This window comes from Amycolatopsis sp. NPDC051903 (genome assembly GCF_044452505.1).
GTDB lineage: Bacteria > Actinomycetota > Actinomycetes > Mycobacteriales > Pseudonocardiaceae > Amycolatopsis.
Genome location: NZ_JBITBT010000003.1, coordinates 528715 through 547426, shown reverse-complemented (window position 1 = coordinate 547426; position 18712 = coordinate 528715). Strand labels below are relative to the sequence as shown.

General features: G+C 69.9%; 16 protein-coding genes. 11 read left to right on the top strand and 5 right to left on the bottom strand.

Features of this window, described 5'->3' with window-relative positions; all coding sequences use genetic code 11:
• The first annotated feature begins 29 nt into the window (after positions 1-29).
• The 3 genes from ACIA77_RS10165 to ACIA77_RS10155 all read left to right on the top strand — a co-directional run bounded on the left by ACIA77_RS10165 (position 30) and on the right by ACIA77_RS10155 (position 7768).
• Positions 30-5414 (top strand): hypothetical protein, encoded by a 5385-nt coding sequence (locus ACIA77_RS10165; protein WP_395885458.1) that lies wholly within the window; start codon positions 30-32, stop codon positions 5412-5414.
• 67 nt (positions 5415-5481) lie between these two features.
• A complete protein-coding gene (locus ACIA77_RS10160; protein WP_395885457.1) occupies positions 5482-6915 on the top strand; it encodes a sugar porter family MFS transporter in 1434 nt (477 codons plus the stop codon).
• 208 nt (positions 6916-7123) lie between these two features.
• Positions 7124-7768 (top strand): CAP domain-containing protein, encoded by a 645-nt coding sequence (locus tag ACIA77_RS10155; RefSeq protein ID WP_395885456.1) that lies wholly within the window; start codon positions 7124-7126, stop codon positions 7766-7768.
• Here the strand turns inward: ACIA77_RS10155 and ACIA77_RS10150 are convergent.
• The 3 genes from ACIA77_RS10150 to ACIA77_RS10140 all read right to left on the bottom strand — a co-directional run bounded on the left by ACIA77_RS10150 (position 7762) and on the right by ACIA77_RS10140 (position 12008).
• Entirely contained in the window at positions 7762-8766 is a 1005-nt protein-coding gene (locus ACIA77_RS10150; protein WP_395885455.1) for a cation diffusion facilitator family transporter, read from the bottom strand. The genes ACIA77_RS10155 and ACIA77_RS10150 overlap by 7 nt on opposite strands.
• Before the next feature lie 28 nt (positions 8767-8794).
• A complete protein-coding gene (locus ACIA77_RS10145) occupies positions 8795-9250 on the bottom strand; it encodes a DUF742 domain-containing protein (RefSeq protein WP_395885453.1) in 456 nt (151 codons plus the stop codon).
• 463 nt (positions 9251-9713) lie between these two features.
• Positions 9714-12008 carry a (Fe-S)-binding protein gene (locus tag ACIA77_RS10140; RefSeq protein WP_395885452.1) on the bottom strand — a complete coding sequence of 765 codons (2295 nt, stop codon included), beginning with the start codon at positions 12006-12008 and terminating at the stop codon, positions 9714-9716.
• A 180-nt stretch (positions 12009-12188) separates the two neighbouring features.
• Here ACIA77_RS10140 and ACIA77_RS10135 point away from each other — a divergent pair, with 180 nt between their 5' ends.
• From ACIA77_RS10135 to ACIA77_RS10125, 3 genes are all read left to right on the top strand, one after another.
• Complete coding sequence (locus ACIA77_RS10135) at positions 12189-12515, top strand: DMT family transporter (protein ID WP_395885451.1); 327 nt, start codon at positions 12189-12191, stop codon at positions 12513-12515.
• Positions 12512-13072, top strand: a complete 561-nt coding sequence (locus ACIA77_RS10130) for a TetR/AcrR family transcriptional regulator (RefSeq protein WP_395885450.1) — start codon at positions 12512-12514, stop codon at positions 13070-13072. The genes ACIA77_RS10135 and ACIA77_RS10130 overlap by 4 nt, the downstream gene beginning before the upstream one ends.
• Before the next feature lie 144 nt (positions 13073-13216).
• A complete protein-coding gene (locus tag ACIA77_RS10125; RefSeq protein ID WP_395885449.1) occupies positions 13217-13657 on the top strand; it encodes a GNAT family N-acetyltransferase in 441 nt (146 codons plus the stop codon).
• Between the two features lie 81 nt (positions 13658-13738).
• On the opposite strand, the gene ACIA77_RS10120 is transcribed toward ACIA77_RS10125, so the two are convergent.
• Positions 13739-14278 carry a YbhB/YbcL family Raf kinase inhibitor-like protein gene (locus ACIA77_RS10120; RefSeq protein WP_395885448.1) on the bottom strand — a complete coding sequence of 180 codons (540 nt, stop codon included), beginning with the start codon at positions 14276-14278 and terminating at the stop codon, positions 13739-13741.
• A 170-nt stretch (positions 14279-14448) separates the two neighbouring features.
• Between ACIA77_RS10120 and ACIA77_RS10115 the strand changes: the two genes are divergently transcribed.
• Positions 14449-15231 (top strand): DUF4097 family beta strand repeat-containing protein, encoded by a 783-nt coding sequence (locus tag ACIA77_RS10115; protein WP_395885447.1) that lies wholly within the window; start codon positions 14449-14451, stop codon positions 15229-15231.
• A 23-nt stretch (positions 15232-15254) separates the two neighbouring features.
• Positions 15255-15470: a hypothetical protein gene (locus ACIA77_RS10110; RefSeq protein WP_395885446.1), complete on the top strand. Its 216-nt coding sequence runs from the start codon at positions 15255-15257 to the stop codon at positions 15468-15470.
• On the opposite strand, the gene ACIA77_RS10105 is transcribed toward ACIA77_RS10110, so the two are convergent.
• On the bottom strand, positions 15430-15753 hold the full coding sequence (locus ACIA77_RS10105; RefSeq protein WP_395885655.1) for a hypothetical protein: 324 nt from the start codon (positions 15751-15753) through the stop codon (positions 15430-15432). The genes ACIA77_RS10110 and ACIA77_RS10105 overlap by 41 nt on opposite strands.
• On the opposite strand from ACIA77_RS10105, the gene ACIA77_RS10100 reads away from it, so the two are divergent.
• The 3 genes from ACIA77_RS10100 to grpE all read left to right on the top strand — a co-directional run bounded on the left by ACIA77_RS10100 (position 15669) and on the right by grpE (position 18704).
• Positions 15669-15884 (top strand): alpha/beta hydrolase, encoded by a 216-nt coding sequence (locus ACIA77_RS10100; RefSeq protein ID WP_395885445.1) that lies wholly within the window; start codon positions 15669-15671, stop codon positions 15882-15884. The two genes, ACIA77_RS10105 and ACIA77_RS10100, sit on opposite strands and share 85 nt — an antisense overlap.
• Positions 15885-16149: 265 nt before the next feature.
• Positions 16150-18009, top strand: a complete 1860-nt coding sequence (dnaK, locus tag ACIA77_RS10095; protein ID WP_395885444.1) for a molecular chaperone DnaK — start codon at positions 16150-16152, stop codon at positions 18007-18009.
• Positions 18006-18704 (top strand): nucleotide exchange factor GrpE, encoded by a 699-nt coding sequence (gene grpE, locus ACIA77_RS10090; protein WP_395885443.1) that lies wholly within the window; start codon positions 18006-18008, stop codon positions 18702-18704. Before dnaK ends, grpE begins: the two co-directional genes overlap by 4 nt.
• Positions 18705-18712: the final 8 nt, after the last annotated feature.

Sequence of the window (18712 nt, the reverse complement as noted above, 5' to 3'; positions counted from 1 at the left end):
GTTCACCGGTTCGTGGAAAGCTCGCGGGCATGGGCTCGGCCGGGAAAAGACTGCTCGCGATATTCGGCCTCCTGGCCACCTTCCTCACCCCGGCGGCGCACGCCGACGTCGTCAAGGGATTCCAGCAGAATTACCGCGATGTGGTGTACGGCGATTTCCTGTACGCCGGAAACAGCGTGGTGCGGTGCGCGTCCGGTGACGCCGAATGCGCGAAGGCCGCCAACCGCGAGACGAAGAGGCCCGCGAGCGACTTCGCGCTGACCTGGTCCGATGTGGACGGCGACGCCGCGACGTTCGACTCCGCCACGGCGTCGGTCACCATCCCACCGGGGGCGAAGGTCGCGTTCGCGCGGCTGAGCTGGGGCGGGTCGCTGGCGACGACGTGCCCGCGCCCACCGGGCGACGCGAAAGCGCAAGCGGTGCGGTTTTCGGTCGGCAGCGGCAAACCGGCCGACGTCGCGCCCGGTTCCTTCGCGCAGGATCCACAGTTCTACTCCGCGTACGCCGACGTGACCGGGCAGTTCGCGAACGTGCCGACGGGCGCGCCGGTCACGCTGACCGCCGGCAACGTCTGGACCGCCGCCGGACGCGGGTGCGGCGGCGGCTGGTCGGTGGCGGTCGTGTTCGCGTACCCGGACCGCGATCCGCAGTACGCCCCGAGCAAGCGCGCGGTGTACGTCTACGACGGGCACGAAGCTGTGAGCGCGAACGGTCCCGCCGCAACCACGACCGTCACGGGATTCCGTGCGGCGTCGGCCGACGCGCACGTCGGGGTGACCGCCGAAGGCGGCGACTGGGGCACGACCGGTGACCGCTTCCTGATCAACGACAAGCCCATCGCGGAACCCGGCACCGGCGCGCCCGACAACTTCTTCGTCGCCGCCGCGGACAACGCCGCGAAGCCCGCCGCCGAGAACACCTTCGGCGTGGACGCGAAAGCGCTGAACAGCGACGCCGTGCCCAGCGGCGCGACGAGCGCGAAGCTCGCGTTCAGCACGACCGGCGACGACTTCGTCGCGCAGAACCTCGTGTTCTCCGTGCCGGTGCCCGACTTGCAGCTCGCGACGCACGCCGACCCGCCGCGCGCGCACGCGGGTGACCACGTGACCGTGACCGTCGGCGTCACGAACCCGAACGACACCGCGGCGAACGACGTCGAGGTCACCGACGACCGGTTTCCCGCGTGCGCCAAGAAGATCGGCACGCTCGCCGCGGGCGCGAGCACGAGTTACCAGTGCCCGGTGACGGCGCCGGACGACGACGTCACGAGCGCGGCGAAGGTGACCGGGACCAGCACGCTCGGTGATGCGCTCGACGGCACCGCCACCACTCGCGTCGACGTCGTGCACCCCGCGATTTCCCTGACGCAGCAAATCGACAAACCGGCTTATCGCGCCGGCGACCCGGTGACGTTCACGGTCACCGCCACCAACACCGGCGACGTGCCGCTGCACGACGTCGCGGTCACCGACGCGAAGGTCGGCCCGTGTGCGCGCACGATCGGGACGCTCGCGCCGCGGCAGCAGACCACGGCGACGTGCACGGCGAAGGCGCCGGTGCCCGACACCGGCGCTTCCGTGGCCGGCACGGACCCGCTCGGCAAGGTGGTCACGGCGGCAGCCGACGTGAAGGTCCCCGTCATCGCGCCGGGCATCGACGTCACCAAAACGGTCGACCCCGCTGTGGTTCACGCCGGGGACCCGGTGACGTGGACGATCACCGTGCGCAACAGCGGCGACAGCCCCCTCAACAGCGTCGACGTGGCCGACGCGAGCGCACCCGCGTGCTCCCGGCGGTTCGGCGCGCTCGCGCCCGGCGCGCAGCAGAGCTGGCCCTGTGCCGAGAAACCGGCCCAGACCAGCACGAACACCGTGACGGCGACCGGCACCGACCTGTCCGGGCAACCGGTGACCGACACGGCGTCGGCGACCGCGAAGGTGATCCACCCGGCCCTGTCGCTCACGAAGACGGCCGTGCCGGCTCAGGTGCGCGAAGGGGACCGCGTGACCTTCACCGTCACGCTGAAGAACACCGGCGACGCGCCGCTCCACGACGTCGCGGTGGCCGACGACCGCACCCCCGGCTGCGTGCGGAAGTTCGGCACGCTCGCCCCGCAGGCCGAGCGGACCTACCAGTGCGACCTGCTCGCACCACCCGACGACGTCACCGATCCCGCGGTCGCGACCGGCAAGGACGAGCTGGGCCGGGTACTGAGCGGCACCGCCGACGCGAAGATCGACGTCATCCACCCCGCCGTCGCCGTCACACAATCCGCCGCGCCCGCGCAGGTGCGCGAAGGGGACCCCGTCACCTTCACCGTCACGGTGAGCAACACCGGCGACACCCCGCTCCACGACGTCGGCCTCGCCGCCACGCGGATCCCCGACTGCGCCAAACCCGTCGGAGTCCTTGCCCCGCAAGGAAAGCGGACCCTCACCTGCACGGCGGTCGCGGGCAAGGACGGCTTGACCAACTCCGTCACGGCCACCGGCACCGACCCGACCAGCCGCGCAGTCACGGCGTCCGCCGACGCCTCGTTCACCGTGCAGCACCCGGCCGTCACGCTCGGCGCGACTGTCCAAGGTGGACCATTCCACGAACACGACAGCGTGCCGGTGCGGGTCACCGTGAAGAACACCGGCGACGTGCCGCTCACCAAGCTGCACGTCGCCGCCGACGCCTGCCCACAGGACCACGACACGCTGCCGGCCACCGCCACGTGGACGTTCACCTGCACCACCACCGCGCCCGCCGACGACGTCACCGAATCGCTCACCGTCACCGCGACGCCCCCGGTGGGACCGGTCGTGACGGCGAACGCCGAAGCGAGCGTCGACGTCATCCACCCGGCCGTCGCGCTCACCCAGACCGTCGCACCGTCGGTCGTGCGGCCCGGCGAACCGGCGACGTTCACGGTCACCGCCACCAACACCGGTGACGTCGAACTGCACGACGTCTCCGTGGCCGACGCCGCCGCCCCCGAGTGCGCCAAGCGGCTCGGATCCCTTGCCCCGCGGGCGAAACAGACCTACACCTGCACCCACGCCGGCGGCGACGACCTCACCAGCGCCACCGTCGTCACCGGCACCGACCCAGCGAACCGCCCGGTCACCGCGACCGCCGAAGCCCACGTCGACGTCATCCACCCGGCGGTCACGATCAGCCAGACGATCGCGCCGCAGCAGGTGCGCGAAGGGGACCCCGTCACCTTCACGCTCACCGTCCGCAACAGCGGCGACGTCCCGCTGACGAAGGTGTCCGTTGTGGACGATCGAACGGCGACCTGCGCCCGCCCCGCCACCACGCTCGCGCCCGGCGCCACCGAGAACTACACCTGCACGACCCGAGCCGGCCACGACGGCTACACCAACACCGCGAAGGTCACCGGCACCGACCCGCTCGGCGGTGCCGTCACGGCCTCGGCCGACGCGAGCTTCACCGTCCTGCACCCCGGGCTGTCGCTCACCCGCACCGGGCACGGCGGTCCCTTCCGCGCCGGCGACGCCGTGACCACCACGCTCACCGTCACCAACACCGGCGACACCCCCGTCACCAAGGTCCAGGTCACCGACGACCAGGTTCCGGCGTGCGCGAAGACGTTCGGCACGCTCGCCCCCGGTGCGAAGCAGTCCTACGACTGCACCTCGCCCGCGCCCGCCGACGACACCGTGCTCACCGCCCGCGTCACCGGCACGCCCGCCATCGGCCCGGCGCTCACCGCGACGGCCGACGCCACGATCGACGTCATCCACCCCGCGCTCACCGTGAAACCCACCGCCGCGCCGCCACAAGCGCGCGCCGGCGACGACGTCACCGTCACCGTCGTCGTCTCCAACACCGGCGACGTCCCGCTCACGAAGCTCACGCTCACCGGCTGCCCGAAGGACTACGACCAGCTCGCACCCGGCGCCGTCGAGACCTACACCTGCCCGATCAAGGCCGCGCCCGACGACTTCACGACCACGGTCAACGCCACCGCGAACGACCCCACCACCCGGCCGGTCACCGCAATTGGCACTGCGTCAGTCGACGTCATCCACCCCGAGCTCGCCATCATGACCGACGCCGAGCCGTACCAGGTCCACCAGGGCGACACCGTCACGTTTTCCGTGCTGGTCAAGAACGTCGGCGACACCCCGCTCGCGAACGTGTCCGTTGTGGACGATCACACCCCGGCCTGCGCGCACCACACCGCCACCCTCGCCCCCGACGCCGAGGAAACCTACCGCTGCACCACCACCGCGAGCGCGACCGGCTTCACCAGCACCACGACCGGCACCGGAACCGACCCGACCCAGCGCGCGGTGACGGCCTCGGCGCAGGCGTCGTTCGTGGTGTTGAAACCGAAGCTGACACTGGACAAACGCGTCGACGGCGGCCCGTTCCGCCCCGGCGACTCGGTGCGGTTCGACGTCGTGCTCACCAACACCGGTGACACCGAACTGCACGACGTCCGCGTCACCGATCCGGGCGCGCCGGAGTGCGCCCGGACGTTCGCGACGCTGCCGGTCAACGGCATCCGGCGCTACCCGTGCACGACCACCGCGACCGGCAGCACCACCGACACCACGCAGGTCACCGCCACGCCGGGCCGCGGCGCCCCCGTCACGACCACCGCCGACGCGAAGCTCGACGTCGTCCACCCCGGCCTGGTGATCACGAGTGACCACCTCCGCCAGCCCATCCGCCCGGGCGACCCGGTCACCTACCTGACCACCGTCCGCAACACCGGCGACGTGCCCCTGACCGACGTGACCGTTCGCGCCGCCGACCCGGCCTGCGCGTTCACCGTCGGCAACCTTCGAGCCGGCGGGACGACCGTTCGCGCCTGCACCCGCACCGCCCGCGTCGACCTCGTCGAGGACACGACGGCCACCGCCCACGACCCCACCGGCCACGCGCTCACGGCGACGACCACGGCCACCACCGAGGTCCTGGGCTCCGCGCCCGCCGTCGTCACGCCGGCGAAACCGGGGAAACCCGCGCTCTCCCTCACCGAACGGGCCGACCCCGCCGCGAACCCCGGCGACACCGTGACGTTCCTGGTCACCGCCACCAACACCGGCACCGCACCGCTCACGGTCCAGGGCCACCGCCTCGACCCGGGCGATCGCCGCGAATGGACCCGGACGGCCACCGCACCCCACGCCGGGACGCTCGCGGACAAGATCGCCGTCACGGCCCAACCGGACACGGGCGGTCAAGAATTCACCGAACGCGCGCAGGCCGTGGTGAAAATCGTCTCACCCAAGCCCCTCGCCGAGGCCACTGCGGACCCCCTCCCCGGCCCCGATCCCGACCCTTGGATCTACGCCCTGACCAGCCTGTCCTTGCTCGCGACCGGCGCCCTGTTCCTCCGTCTCACGCGGCGTCCGCGGCCGGCGCCGGGTGCGGGACGTCACCCCCGCCACTGACACGATCCAGCTCCGGGCAGGAGTTCCCTCGAGGGGTAAGCGATCTTCGAGAGGAGTTGGTGGGGTCGTGACCGACGTCGGTTCCGGCGAACGAGCGGGCCAGCAGCACCTCGCCCACGTCGTGTTCATCGCGGGCGCGGCGGCCGTGGGCGGGTTCCTGTTCGGCTATGACAGCTCCAACATCAACGGTGCCGTGCTCGGCATCCAGAAGCACTTCGACGTCGGCGCGGCCGCCACGGGCCTCACCGTGTCGAGCGCGCTGATCGGCTCGGCCGTCGGCGCGTGGTTCGGCGGGCTGCTGTCCGATCGCATCGGCCGGATCCGCACGATGCAGATCGCCGCGATCCTGTTCCTGGTGAGCGCGCTGGGCGCGATGTTCCCGTTCGGCATCTGGGACCTCGCGCTGTGGCGGGTGGTCGGCGGGATCGCGATCGGCGTCGCGTCCGTGATCGGCCCGGCCTACATCGCGGAGGTCGCGCCACCCGCGTACCGCGGCCGGCTCGCGAGCCTGCAACAGCTGGCGATCGTGCTCGGCATCGGTGTCTCGGCGCTGGTCAACTGGGTCATCAAGGACGCCGCACCCGCTCTGGCCGACGGCTCCCACGACCTCAACGGCTCGCTGGGCGGCCTCGAAGCGTGGCAGTGGATGCTCGGCGCGGCGGCCGTGCCCGCGGTGCTCTACTTCGTGCTCGCCTCGATCATCCCCGAGTCGCCGCACTACCTGCTCTCGATCGGCAAGGACGCCAAGGCGCGCAAGGTGCTGGCTGACGTGGAGGGCGCAGCAGGCGAAGCGGGCCTCGACGCCAAGCTCGCCGACATCCGCCGCGGCCTGCGCACCGCGCGGCGTTCGACGGTGCGTGACCTCGTCGGCGGCAAGTTCGGCCTGCTGCCCGTGGTCTGGATCGGCATCGCGCTCGCCGCGTTCCAGCAGTTCGTGGGCATCAACGTGATCTTCTACTACTCCGACACGTTGTGGCACTCGGTCGGCCAGAACACCGATTCGCTGCTGATCTCCATGGTCAGCCCGGTCATCAACATCATCGGCACGTTCATCGCGATCGCGTTCATCGACCGCGTCGGCCGGAAACCGCTGCTGCTCATCGGTTCGGTCGGCATGGCGATCGGGCTCGGTGTCGCGGCGATCGCGTTCGGCAACGCGCAGACCGTGAACGGTGAGTTGAGTCTCCCCGGCGCGTGGGGACCGGTCGCGCTCGTGTTCGCGAACGTCTTCGTGATCTCGTTCGCGCTGTCGTGGGGCGTGATCTTGTGGGTGCTGCTGGGCGAGATGTTCCCGCTGCGCATCCGCGGCGCCGCGCTGGCGATCGGCACGGCCGCGAACTGGGTGGCGAACTGGCTGGTCACGGTGAGTTTCCCGAGCATGGGCAACTGGAACCTGAGCGCCACGTACTGGATCTACGCGGCCTTCGCCCTGCTGTCGATCCCGTTCGCGCTGAAGTTCATCCGCGAGACCAAGGGCACCGCGATCGAGGACGTTTCTTGATCATTTCCGGTTCTTGATCGAAAACCGCGCTCCGCCTTTCGGGGGTAACGGTCGTAATCGGTTCGTGATACGTTCCACGCCCGTGTCCCCCATTGGTGCGCGTGGTCGCGTGGTTTTGGTGTCCCTGAGTGTTCTCCTCGGCGGCTTCTCCGCCGCCGGGGGGACCTTGTGGCTCCACGACAGACCCAGCGCGGCCACGCTCAGTAGCGTGTCCGCGGACCGGCCCGACCCGTTGGGTGGCGTGCCGCCGGTGGATCCCTACGCGAAGCCGCCGACGTCGTCCACCCCCGGCGCGAACCCCGCCCCCGGGCCGGGTGGTGCCCCGTCGCAAGGCGCCCCCGACAGCTCCGCGACTTCGGCCGTCCCGCCGCCCGCCGCCCCGGGCCCGGCGGCCACGACCTCACCGGACCCCGCGCGCCCCGCGCAGAACCCCCCGGCACCGCCCGGTCCCCCGAATCCGCCCGGGCGAGGGCGTGGCAACAACCCGTCGATGGCCGGACAGGTCGTCGACCTCGTCAACAAGGAGCGCGCGAAGGCCGGCTGCGATCCCGTCGACGAGGAGTCCCACCTCGACACGGCCGCGCAGGACCACAGCGACGACATGTCCGCGCGCAACTACTTCTCCCACGACACCCCCGAAGGCAAGCACTTCGACGACCGCATCCGCGACGCCGGCTACGACAAACCGGGCGCCGAGAACATCGCGAAGGGCGCGACGAGCGCCAAGCAGGTGATGCAGCTGTGGATGAACTCCAGTGGCCACCGCGCGAACATCCTCAACTGCCAGTTGACGAAGCTCGGTGTCGGGGTGAACACCGGCGGCTGGTACTGGACGCAGGACTTCGGTTACTGACGACCCTCGATCGGGCGGGTGCTCAGGTCGCCGTAGCGCGCGAGCACGGTCGCCCGCAGCTTCGGGTCCGTCCGCGGCACCGGCTCGATGAACACCTCGGTGACGTCGTGGAACTTCTCCGCCAGCTCGCCGGCCAGGCGCACGCAGGCGGATTCGACGTCGGCCGCGCCGAGTGAATCGTCGAAGTCGACGCGAGCGCACACCAGGACCTGGTCGGTGCCCATGAGCATCGTCTGCAGGTCCACCACGGCCTCGATCTCCGGCGCCGCGTTGAGGTGGTCACGCACGCCGCGCACGATCCGCGGGTCGGCCTGGCGGCCGATGAGCAGGCCGCGGTTGGTCCGGCCCAGCAGGTACGCGACGCAGGCGAGCAGCACACCGATGAGGATCGACGCGAGCCCGTCCCACAGCGACGAGCCCGTGAGCTGGTGCAACCCGAGGCCGGCGAACGCGAGCAGCAGACCGATCAGCGCCGCGGAGTCCTCGAACAGCACGGTCTTCGGCGCGGGGTCGTCGATCATGCGCAGGTAGGCGAAGAACGAGCGGCGCTCGGCCCTCGACTCCTTGCGGACCTGACGGATCGCCTGCAGCCACGAGATCCCCTCGAGCACGAACGCCACAGCGAGCACGCCGTACGCGACGACCGGGTTGGTCTGCTCCTCCGGCTCGCCGAAGACGGTGGTGAAACCCTCGTACAGCGCGAACATCGCGCCGGAGGCGAAGATCGAGACGGCCGCGAGCAGTGACCAGAAGTAGCGCTCCTTGCCGTAGCCGAACGGGTGCATCCGGTCGGCCGGGCGTTCCGAGCGCTTCAGCGCGGTGAGGAGCAGGACTTCGGTGATCGTGTCGGCCACCGAGTGCGCGGCCTCCGACAGCATCGCGCCCGATCCGGTGATGATGCCGGCGATCAGCTTCAGGATCGCGATCGCCAGGTTCACGCCGCCGGCCAGCAGCACGGTGAGAGTGCTCTCGCCGCCCGCTCCTTCTTGCTCGCTCACGGGCAGAAGAGTAGCCCGCGAACGGGGTTCACAACCGCTGGAGACCCGAGAGCACGCGCTCCATCAGCGCTACCGCCGGCCGGCCGTCTTCCTTGGGCCGCGGCGCGTGGATCGTCACGAGGCCGAGTTCGGCCAGATCGTCGAGCAGGACCCGGGCGACACCCAGCGGCACGCTCAGCGTCGCGGCCACTTCCGCGACCGACCGCGGGTACAGGCACAGCGACCGCACGATCCGGAACTCGCCCTTCACGTGCGGGGCGTTCCAGCGCGGGTCCTCCGCGTTGGCCTTGACAAGGGCTTCGATCGCGAGGTTGCGCCGCGCCTGCGTGCGCCCCCGCGTGAGCACGTACGGCCGCACCAGCGTCCGCGGCCCCGGCACGGGTGAGGGGTCGGCGAGCCAGCCGTCCCCAGCCACGGGCTCGCCCGCGAACTCCTCCGGCGCCTCCGTGGGCCACGCCGGCTCCGCCTGGCGGCCCGGGACCACGGTTACTCGTGCGGCCTGCGGAAAGGGCGTTCCGTGGTGGCCGGTCGTGCTCGGTGCGCGATGCCCGTTCACCACTGCGCGTCCCCTTTCCGGTCGCCGAATTCCGCTCTCGCGAGCGGCGCTGGTCACGAGGATCCGAAGAGTACGCTCGTTCTCCCCGTTGTCGCTGTCAATGTGACGTATTCCAAGACTTTGGTTCGGAAAATGGGGTGGAAAACGTTTTCGGTGCGGGTTCCGGTACGTGCGTACGCTTTGTGTCAAACGGTTACCGCAATTCGAGAGCAGTTACCCACGAGTATGGCAATAGGTTGCCCGCCTGCGGTTTCGACGAGTTCAAGCTCTCTTTCCGCGCATGAACGAGCACGCGGGGTGAAGAGCGCCGGTCTCGGATCGAGGACAAAAGAAAACGCCTCTTCCTCGATCGCCAGGATCGGGGAAGAGGCGTTCACCTCAGTGCGAAATGCTATTTGTCCTCATCCGGCAGCGGTGTCCCGGTCGGCGTCTCGTCGGTCGGCACGTCGGGCTCGGCCGTCAGGTCCGCGTCCGACTCGCCCGCCAGCGACGGGGCGCCCGCGGGCACCAGCGCGGGCTCCGGCTTGCGCTTCACCGCCGTCAGCAGCAGCTGCGCGACGTCGACGACCTCCACCCGCTCGCCGGCCAGCCCGTCGCTCTGCCGCGCCGTGACGCCGTCGGTGAGCATCACGCGGCAGAACGGGCAGCCCGTGGCGATCTTGGACGGGGCGGTGCCCAGCGCTTCGTCCACGCGCTCCACGTTGATGCGCTTGCCGATCTTCTCCTCCATCCACATGCGCGCGCCGCCGGCGCCGCAGCACATGGAGCGATCGCCGTGGCGGGGCATCTCGCGCAGCGTGGCGCCCGAGGCGCCGACGAGCTCGCGGGGCGCGTCGTACACCTTGTTGTGGCGGCCGAGGTAACACGGGTCGTGGTAGGTGACGTCCTCGGCGATCGGCGCGACGGGCGTCAGGTACTTCTCGCGCACCAGGCGGTTGAGCAGCTGCGTGTGGTGCACGACGTCGAACTGGCCGCCCAGCTCCGGGTACTCGTTGGCGAGCGTGTTGAAGCAGTGGGCGCACGTCACGACGACCTTGCGCGCCCTGCGCTCGCGGCCCTCGAACACGGAGTTCAGGACCTCGACGTTCTGCTGCGCCAGCATCTGGAACAGGAACTCGTTGCCCGCGCGGCGCGCCGGGTCACCGGTGCACGACTCCTCCGAGCCGAGCACGGTGTACTTCACGCCCGCGATGTGCAGCAGCTCCGCGACGGCGCGCGTGGTCTTCTTCGCGCGGTCCTCGAACGCGCCGGCGCAGCCGACCCAGAACAGGTACTCAGCGTCGCCGAGGTCGCCGTCGAACACCGGGACCTCGAAGTCGAGGTCTTCCGTCCACTGGAGACGGTCCTTGGCGTTCTGGCCCCACGGGTTGCCCTTGTTCTCCAGGTTCTTGAACATGCCGTTCAGCTCCGTGGGGAACGACGACTCGATCATCACCTGGTAGCGGCGCATGTCCACGATGTGGTCGACGTGCTCGATGTCGACCGGGCACTGCTCCACGCACGCGCCGCAGGAGGTGCAGGACCAGAGCACGTCCGGGTCGATCACGCCGCCGTCGTCGCCGATCAGCGGACGCTCCGACTCGGCGATCGCCAGCACGTCGATGCCCGCGTACATGTTGTCGCCGTTCAGTCCGACCTCGTCGCCCGCCATGTCGCGTTTGCCGCCCGCGAGCAGGTACGGCGCCTTCGCGTACGCGTGGTCGCGCAGCTGTGTGATCAGCAGCTTCGGCGACAGCGGCTTGCCGGTGTTCCACGCGGGACACTGCGACTGGCACCGGCCGCACTCGGTGCACGTGGAGAAGTCGAGCCAGCCCTTCCAGCTGAAGTCCTCGACCTTGCCGACGCCGAACGTGTCCTCGTCGGGGTCGGCCTCTTCGAGGTCGAGCACCTTGCCACCCGACATCATCGGCTTCAGCGCACCGAGGGCGACCCCACCGTCGTCCTCACGCTTGAAGTAGATGTTGAAGAACGCGCTGAAGCGGTGCCAGGCGATGCCCATGGTCATCGTGCGGGCCACGACGATCAGCCACACCGTGGCGCTCATCAGCTTGATGAACGCGAACACCGACACGAGCGTCGCGCTCGAAGGCAGGACCCAGCTGAGCGGGTCGGACACGAAGGCCGCCCAGACCGGCGTCTCGTGCACCCCCATCGCGGCCTTCGCGGCGCGCACGCCGATGATGCCGATGCCCTCGATGATCACCACGGCCTCGACGAAGTAGGCCCACGCGAAGTTCGAACCCGCGAAGCGCGACATGCGGTCGGCGCGGCGCGGGTGGTTGGCCTGGCGGATGAACACGAGCCCGAAGCCGCCGACGATCGTGGCGACGCCGAGCAGCTCCATGAGCAGGCTCCACACCGACCAGTCCTCGAGCACCGGCCAGCCCCACGTCGGCACGAACACCTCACCGTAGGCCTCGAACAGCGCGAGCGACCCGATGAGGAAGCCCCACATCACCATCCAGTGCCACGGCGCGACCTGGCGGAACTTCGCCATGCGCGTGTGCGCGGCGAACTCCTTGATCAACGTGCCGAGCCGCGCCACGAAGGGCCCGTTGCGCGTCGGGTCGGGCTGGCCGAGCCGGATCACCCGCACGAAGCGGGCGATGGTGGCGATGAACATTCCCCAGGCGACGACGCCCAGGAGGACGGAGATCCCCCCGAGCGTCAGCTGTACAGCGCCCATCGTCGGGTGCCTTTCGTCCGGTGTGGTGGTGCCGGTGCCCGCGCCGAGTGCCACGGGCCCCTGTGCCGAGCAGGGTAACGCTTTGTACTGATGAGTAACCGGTTGGCGCGGCCCAAGTCCCACCGATGTGGTGCACGCCTCGCTGGCTAGTGAGACGATCGTTCAGGTAGTTTCGTGTCCATGGTTGCTTACTTGTACCTCGCTTTGGCGATCGGCGCAGAAGTGACCGCCACCATCTCGCTCAAGCTGTCCGACGGGTTCTCCAAAGTCCTCCCGTCGGTGCTGGTCGCGGTGGGGTACGGCGTGGCGTTCTTCGCGCTGTCGCGGGTGCTGAAGCTGGGGTTGCCGATCGGTGTCGCGTACGCGCTGTGGGCGGCCGTGGGCGTCGCGCTCGTCGCGATCATCGGGGTGCTGTTCCTCAAGGAGCCGGTCAACCTCGTGATGGCCGGCGGGCTCGTGCTCGTGATCGGCGGAGTGGTGCTCATCGAAGTCGGGAGCAGCCAGTGAAGATCCAGGTCGACGGACGCAAGGCGCGCGGCGAGAAGCGGCGCGCGGAGATCATCGAGGCCACCCTGCGGGTGATCGAGCGCGACGGCGTCGCCGGCGTCACCCACCGCACGGTGGCGGCCGAGGCCGACGTGCCCACGGCGTCGACCACCTACCACTTCGCCTCGCTCGACGACCTGCTCGTGGCCACGCTCATCTCGTGCGCGCGCGACATGGCCACCGAGGTGTACTGGATGATCGACCGCGCCCGCTCGCGCGGCAGCCGCGGCGCCGAGGAGGTGGCCGGCCTGCTCGCGGAGGCGCTCGGGCCGCGCCGCGGGCGCACGATGGCGGAGTACGAGCTGTACCTGCTGGCCGCGCGCAAACCCGAGCTGCGGCCCGCCGCGCGGCGCTGGCTCGACGTGCTGACGTCCATGGTCCGCCACGACGACGAGGTCGCGTTCCGCGTGTTCCTCGCCGGCATCGACGGCCTGCTGATCCAGGGCTTGATCGACGACGAACCGCCGTCGGCGGACGAGCTGCGGCCCGTGGTGGACTACCTGCTCAAGCCGCGCTGACTGTGTTGCCGGTTACCAATCCGACCACGGTCACGGCGGGAACGGCCGCCAACCGCGGTTACGTCCGGTTGCGGGCCCGCCTGCTTTTGGCCGGATCGGTAACTCCGGTGCGGCGCGTCCGCGAGTTCGGCTAGCTTGCGGGACATGCGGATCGCAGGCGACTACGAACTCGACGACGACCCCGGCCGGCTGGACTTCGACGTGCTGTGGAAGTTCCTGTCCACCGAGGCCTACTGGGGCCGCTGGCGCACGCGTGAACAGGTCGAGGCGGCGGTCGCCGGGTCGTGGCGCGTGGTCGGCGCGTACGAACGCGTCACCGGCCGTCAGGTCGGCTTCGCCCGGGCCTTCTCCGACGGCGTGTCCTCGGCCTACCTCGGCGACGTCTTCGTCGTCGAGGACGCCCGCGGTACCGGGCTGGGCAAGGAGATCGTGCGCGAGATGATCGACAACGGTCCCGGCAGCGGCTTCCGCTGGATGCTGCACACGGCCGACGCCCACGGGCTGTACCGGCAGTTCGGGTTCGCCGAGCACACGAAGGGCCGCTACCTCGAACGCGACGGGGTCAACCGGGAGTCGTTGCGCTAGGACGTCCACAAAGGACGCCCGTGCGCGAGCGACGAAACGGGCCATCACGGGCGAACCCGCGATGGCCCGATCCGGGAAACCTCAGCCCTTGTTCTCGTAGATCGCGGTGATGGTCGCGCGGGCCAGCGTGTGGCCGAACATGGTGAAGCCGAGGAACGCGGGCGTCGCGTCGCCGCTCACGTCGAGCGAGTCGACGTCCAGGGCGTGGACCACGAAGTAGTAGCGGTGCGGGCCGTGCCCGGGCGGCGGGGCGGCGCCGAGGAACTGCTTCACGCCACCGTCGCCCTTGAGGGTCACGGCGCCTTCGGGCAGGCCGGAGCCGCTCGCGTCACCGGCGTTCGCGGCGAGTTCGGTGACCGAGGCCGGGATGTTGAACACGGCCCAGTGCCAGAACCCGGACGCGGTGGGGGCATCGGGGTCGTACACCGTCACCGCGAAGCTGCGGGTGCCCTCGGGGAAACCCTCCCACCCGAGCTGCGGCGAACGGTCTTCGCCGCCGGCGCCGAAGATGCCGGACAGGTGCGGGGTCGCCAGCGTCTCGCCTTCGGCGATGTCGTTGCTGCGAAGCGTGAACGACGGGACGGACGGCAGGAAATCATACGGATTGGGTGCTTGGGGCATCGATCCTCCTGACCAAGCTGATCTTGGAAGTCCACTCGACGACAGGTTATGACCCTGACCCGGGGCCCGGCACCTCAGGGATGTTTCGGGGGGTTTACCGGATGTCGCCGTGGCAGTGGCGCTCATACCGTTTGGCGAGACGGATGAGCGGCACTGAGGGGACGGACACCATGGCACGCCCGCTTCTGGCACTGGGTGGCGTAGTTCTGATCGGCGTGGGGGTCGCGATCGCCTTCGGCTGGGGGCTGGGGTCCGCCGTGGAGCGTGACACGACGGTGGCGCAGCAGATCCGTGGTGTGAAGCTCGACGCGGACTCCGGCGACGTCCGGATCCGCACCGGGTCCGGGCCGATCACCGTGCACCAGAAGCTGCACTACAACTTCCGCTCCGAGCCCGGCGACGCGTGGCGCGTGGACGGCGACCAGCTCGTGCTCGGCGACTGCGGCCGCAACTGCACAGCGGACTTCGAGATCGTCGTGCCGGCCGGGCTGCCGGTCACGGGCAAGGCCGATTCCGGCTCGCTGGACATCGCGGGTGTCGGCAGCGTCGACGTCACCGCCGACTCCGGGCACGCGCAGGTCGCGAACGTCACGGGCCCGGTGAACCTGCGCCTCGACAGCGGGTCGATCGACCTGCACGACGTCGGCCCGGTGCAGCTGCACAGCGACTCCGGGCACGTGTCGGCCGACGGCGTGCGCGGGCCGGTCGACATCTCCGCCGACAGCGGCCGCGTCGAACTGGCGCTGGCGAGCCCCAACGACGTGAGGGTGAAGGCCGATTCCGGCAGCGTCGACGTGCGGGTGCCCGCCGGGTCGTACCGCGTGATCGGCGACACCGACAGCGGGCACCGGTCGGTGCTCATCCCGCAGTACACGCAGAACACCGGCGGAGCCGACACGAAGACGCTCGATTTGACCACCGAGAGCGGCAGCGTCACCGTCACGGCAGCTTGATCGACTTTCGGGGGATTCTTCTGATGCGCAAGTTCGAGACCCGGGTGCTGGCGGCCGTCCTGGCCGGAGCGGTGGGGGCGTTCGTGCTGACCGCGAGCTTCGGCGCCCACGCCGACACGCCACCGGCGACGCAACCCGTGGCCGTGGTGCGGGTGGCGGTGCCGCCGGACGCCGGGTGGCTGGCCGAGCCGGTGGCCGTCAGCAGCGAGGTCGACCACCGCGCCGCGCGGCCGGCGTGAAGCTGATCGCCGCGGTCCCACGACGCAGGAGCCGACCGCCGAGTGCACCCACGTCGACGTGCCGATCGACCGCGCCGACCCGGGTGCCGGTACCGCGCGGCTCGCCGTGGTGCGGCTGCCCGCGACGGATCCGGCTCACCGCGTCGGCGGCGCGGACCACGCCCGCCAGCGCCCGCAGGTCGGCGACGCCCGTGAACGGTGACGGGTCGTCCTGGCAGCCGATGGCGCGGTACATGCCGTAGCTCGGGGACTCGAACTGCGCCTGCACCGCGTCGCCCCGCACAGCCGGCGATCCTCGTCGTCGGTGGCGTCCACGACCCGGCGACGCCGCTCGCGTGGGCTCGGGGGCTCGCCGCGGACGTCGACGGCTCGGTGCTCCGCAAGCGCCTCGACGACGGCCACACGGGCTGCTGAACTCCGCGTGCGCGCGGGCCGAGGAGACGAAATACCTGGTGAGCGGCCTCACACCACCTCGCGGGACGGTCTGCGGGTGACCGCGGGAACAAGAACCGGAACGTGGTCGTTAGGCTGATACGAAGGTTGAGTGCAACCGACTCAAGTCTGGCTTGACGAGGTGCACGACAGGCCGATAGAACTTGCCAGGGCTCCGCTCAAGGCGGAGCTCAAACGTGCAGGTCACGAACATAGCAGTAGAGCTGCCAACACAGGAGGAAGCACCATGGCGCGAGCGGTCGGCATCGACCTCGGCACGACCAACTCGGTCGTAGCCGTCCTTGAGGGCGGCGAGCCGACGGTCATCGCCAACTCGGAAGGCTCCCGGACGACCCCGTCCATCGTCGCGTTCGCCAAGAACGGTGAAGTGCTCACCGGTCAGTCGGCGAAGAACCAGGCCGTGACCAACGTCGACCGCACGATCCGGTCCGTGAAGCGGCACATCGGTACCGACTGGAACAACGAGATCGATGGCAAGAAGTACACGCCGCAGGAGATCAGCGCGCGCGTGCTGATGAAGCTGAAGCGCGACGCCGAGGCGTACCTGGGCGAGGACATCACCGACGCGGTGATCACCGTGCCGGCGTACTTCGAGGACGCCCAGCGGCAGGCCACCAAGGAGGCCGGGCAGATCGCCGGCCTGAACGTGCTCCGCATCGTCAACGAGCCGACCGCCGCCGCGCTGGCGTACGGCCTGGACAAGGGCGAGAAGGAGCAGACCATCCTGGTCTTCGACCTCGGTGGCGGCACGTTCGACGTGTCGCTGCTCGAGATCGGCGAGGGTGTCGTCGAGGTGCGTGCGACGTCCGGTGACAACCACCTCGGTGGTGACGACTGGGACGAGCGCATCGTCAAGTGGCTGGTCGACAAGTTCAAGGCCGCCAACGGCATCGACCTCACCAAGGACAAGATGGCGCTCCAGCGCATCCGTGAGGCCGCCGAGAAGGCGAAGATCGAGCTGTCGAGCTCCAACTCCGCCGGCATCAACCTGCCCTACATCACCGTCGACGCGGACAAGAACCCGCTGTTCCTCGACGAGACGCTCTCGCGCGCCGAGTTCCAGAAGATCACCTCGGACCTGCTCGACCGCACCAAGGCTCCGTTCAACAACGTGATCCGCGACGCCGGCATCTCCGTCGGCGACATCGACCACGTCGTGCTCGTGGGTGGTTCCACCCGCATGCCGGCGGTGGCCGAGCTGGTCAAGGAGCTGACCGGTGGCCGCGAGCCGAACAAGGGCGTGAACCCGGACGAGGTCGTCGCGGTCGGCGCGGCGCTGCAGGCCGGTGTCCTGAAGGGCGAGGTCAAGGACGTCCTGCTGCTGGACGTCACGCCGCTGTCGCTCGGCATCGAGACCAAGGGTGGCGTGTTCACCAAGCTCATCGAGCGCAACACCACGATCCCGACCAAGCGTTCGGAGATCTTCTCCACCGCGGACGACAACCAGCCGTCGGTGCAGATCCAGGTGTTCCAGGGTGAGCGCGAGATCGCGGCCCACAACAAGAAGCTCGGCATGTTCGAGCTGACCGGTCTCCCGCCGGCCCCGCGTGGCGTGCCGCAGATCGAGGTCACCTTCGACATCGACGCCAACGGCATCGTGCACGTGACCGCGAAGGACCTGGGCACGAACAAGGAGCAGTCGATGACGATCACCGGTGGCTCCGCGCTGCCGAAGGACGACATCGACCGCATGGTCAAGGACGCCGAGGCCCACGCCGAGGAGGACAAGAAGCGCCGCGAGGAAGCGGAAACCCGCAACCAGGCGGAGACGCTGGTCTACCAGACGGAGAAGTTCGTCAAGGACAACGACGACAAGCTCCCCGAGGACCTCAAGGGCAAGGTGAAGACCGCGATCGAGGAGGCCAACGAGGCGCTCAAGGGCACCGACTCGGCCAAGATCCGCGAGTCCATCGAGAAGCTGAACACGGCTTCGCAGGAGCTGGGCAGCGCGCTGTACGCGAACCAGGGCGGCGCCGCCGCCGGTGACGGTGCTCCGGGTGCCGACGCCGGGTCCGCGGGTGCGGGCCAGGACAAGGCCGATGACGTCGTCGACGCCGAGATCGTGGAAGAGGACGAGAAGAAGTGACCCCACGACACCAGGAAGCCGAGGGCCGGGGCCCCGAGGAACCGGTGGTCGTGCGTGACCGGCGGCGGCTCGACCCGCAGACCGGTGAGGTCCGTCCCCCTGCCCCGGAAAGTGAAGTTCCCGCCGACGAGGCGCCCGCGCACCACGCGGGCCCCTCGCTCGGCGACTCGGTGGACGACTCGGTTTCGGTCGCGTCGGACGTCGAGAAGCAGCTGGCCGAGCGCACGGCCGACCTGCAGCGGTTGCAGGCGGAGTACGCCAACTACCGCAAGCGCGTGGACCGCGACCGCGAGGCCGTGGTCCTGAGCGCGAAGGCGTCGGTGGTCGGCGACCTGCTGCCCCTGCTCGACGACCTCGAGCGGGCGGAGCAGCACGGTGATCTCACCGGTGCGTTCAAATCGGTCGGCGACAAGCTGGTGAGCGGCTTGCAGCGAGCCGGGCTCGAGTCGTTCGGCGTCGAGGGCGAGGCCTTCGACCCGAGTGTGCACGAGGCTGTGCAGCACAACACCTCGCCGGACGTGACGGGCCCGACGGTCACCGTGGTCATGCGCCGCGGTTACCGCTTCGGGGACCGGGTCCTGCGGGCGGCGCTGGTCGGGGTCACCGACCACGAGCCGGCCGCGGTACCGGTCGACCCGCCCGTCGGCGGCGAGCTGCCGCTGGACGGGTCGATCGATGAGCCGAACCAGCAGTAACAACCGTT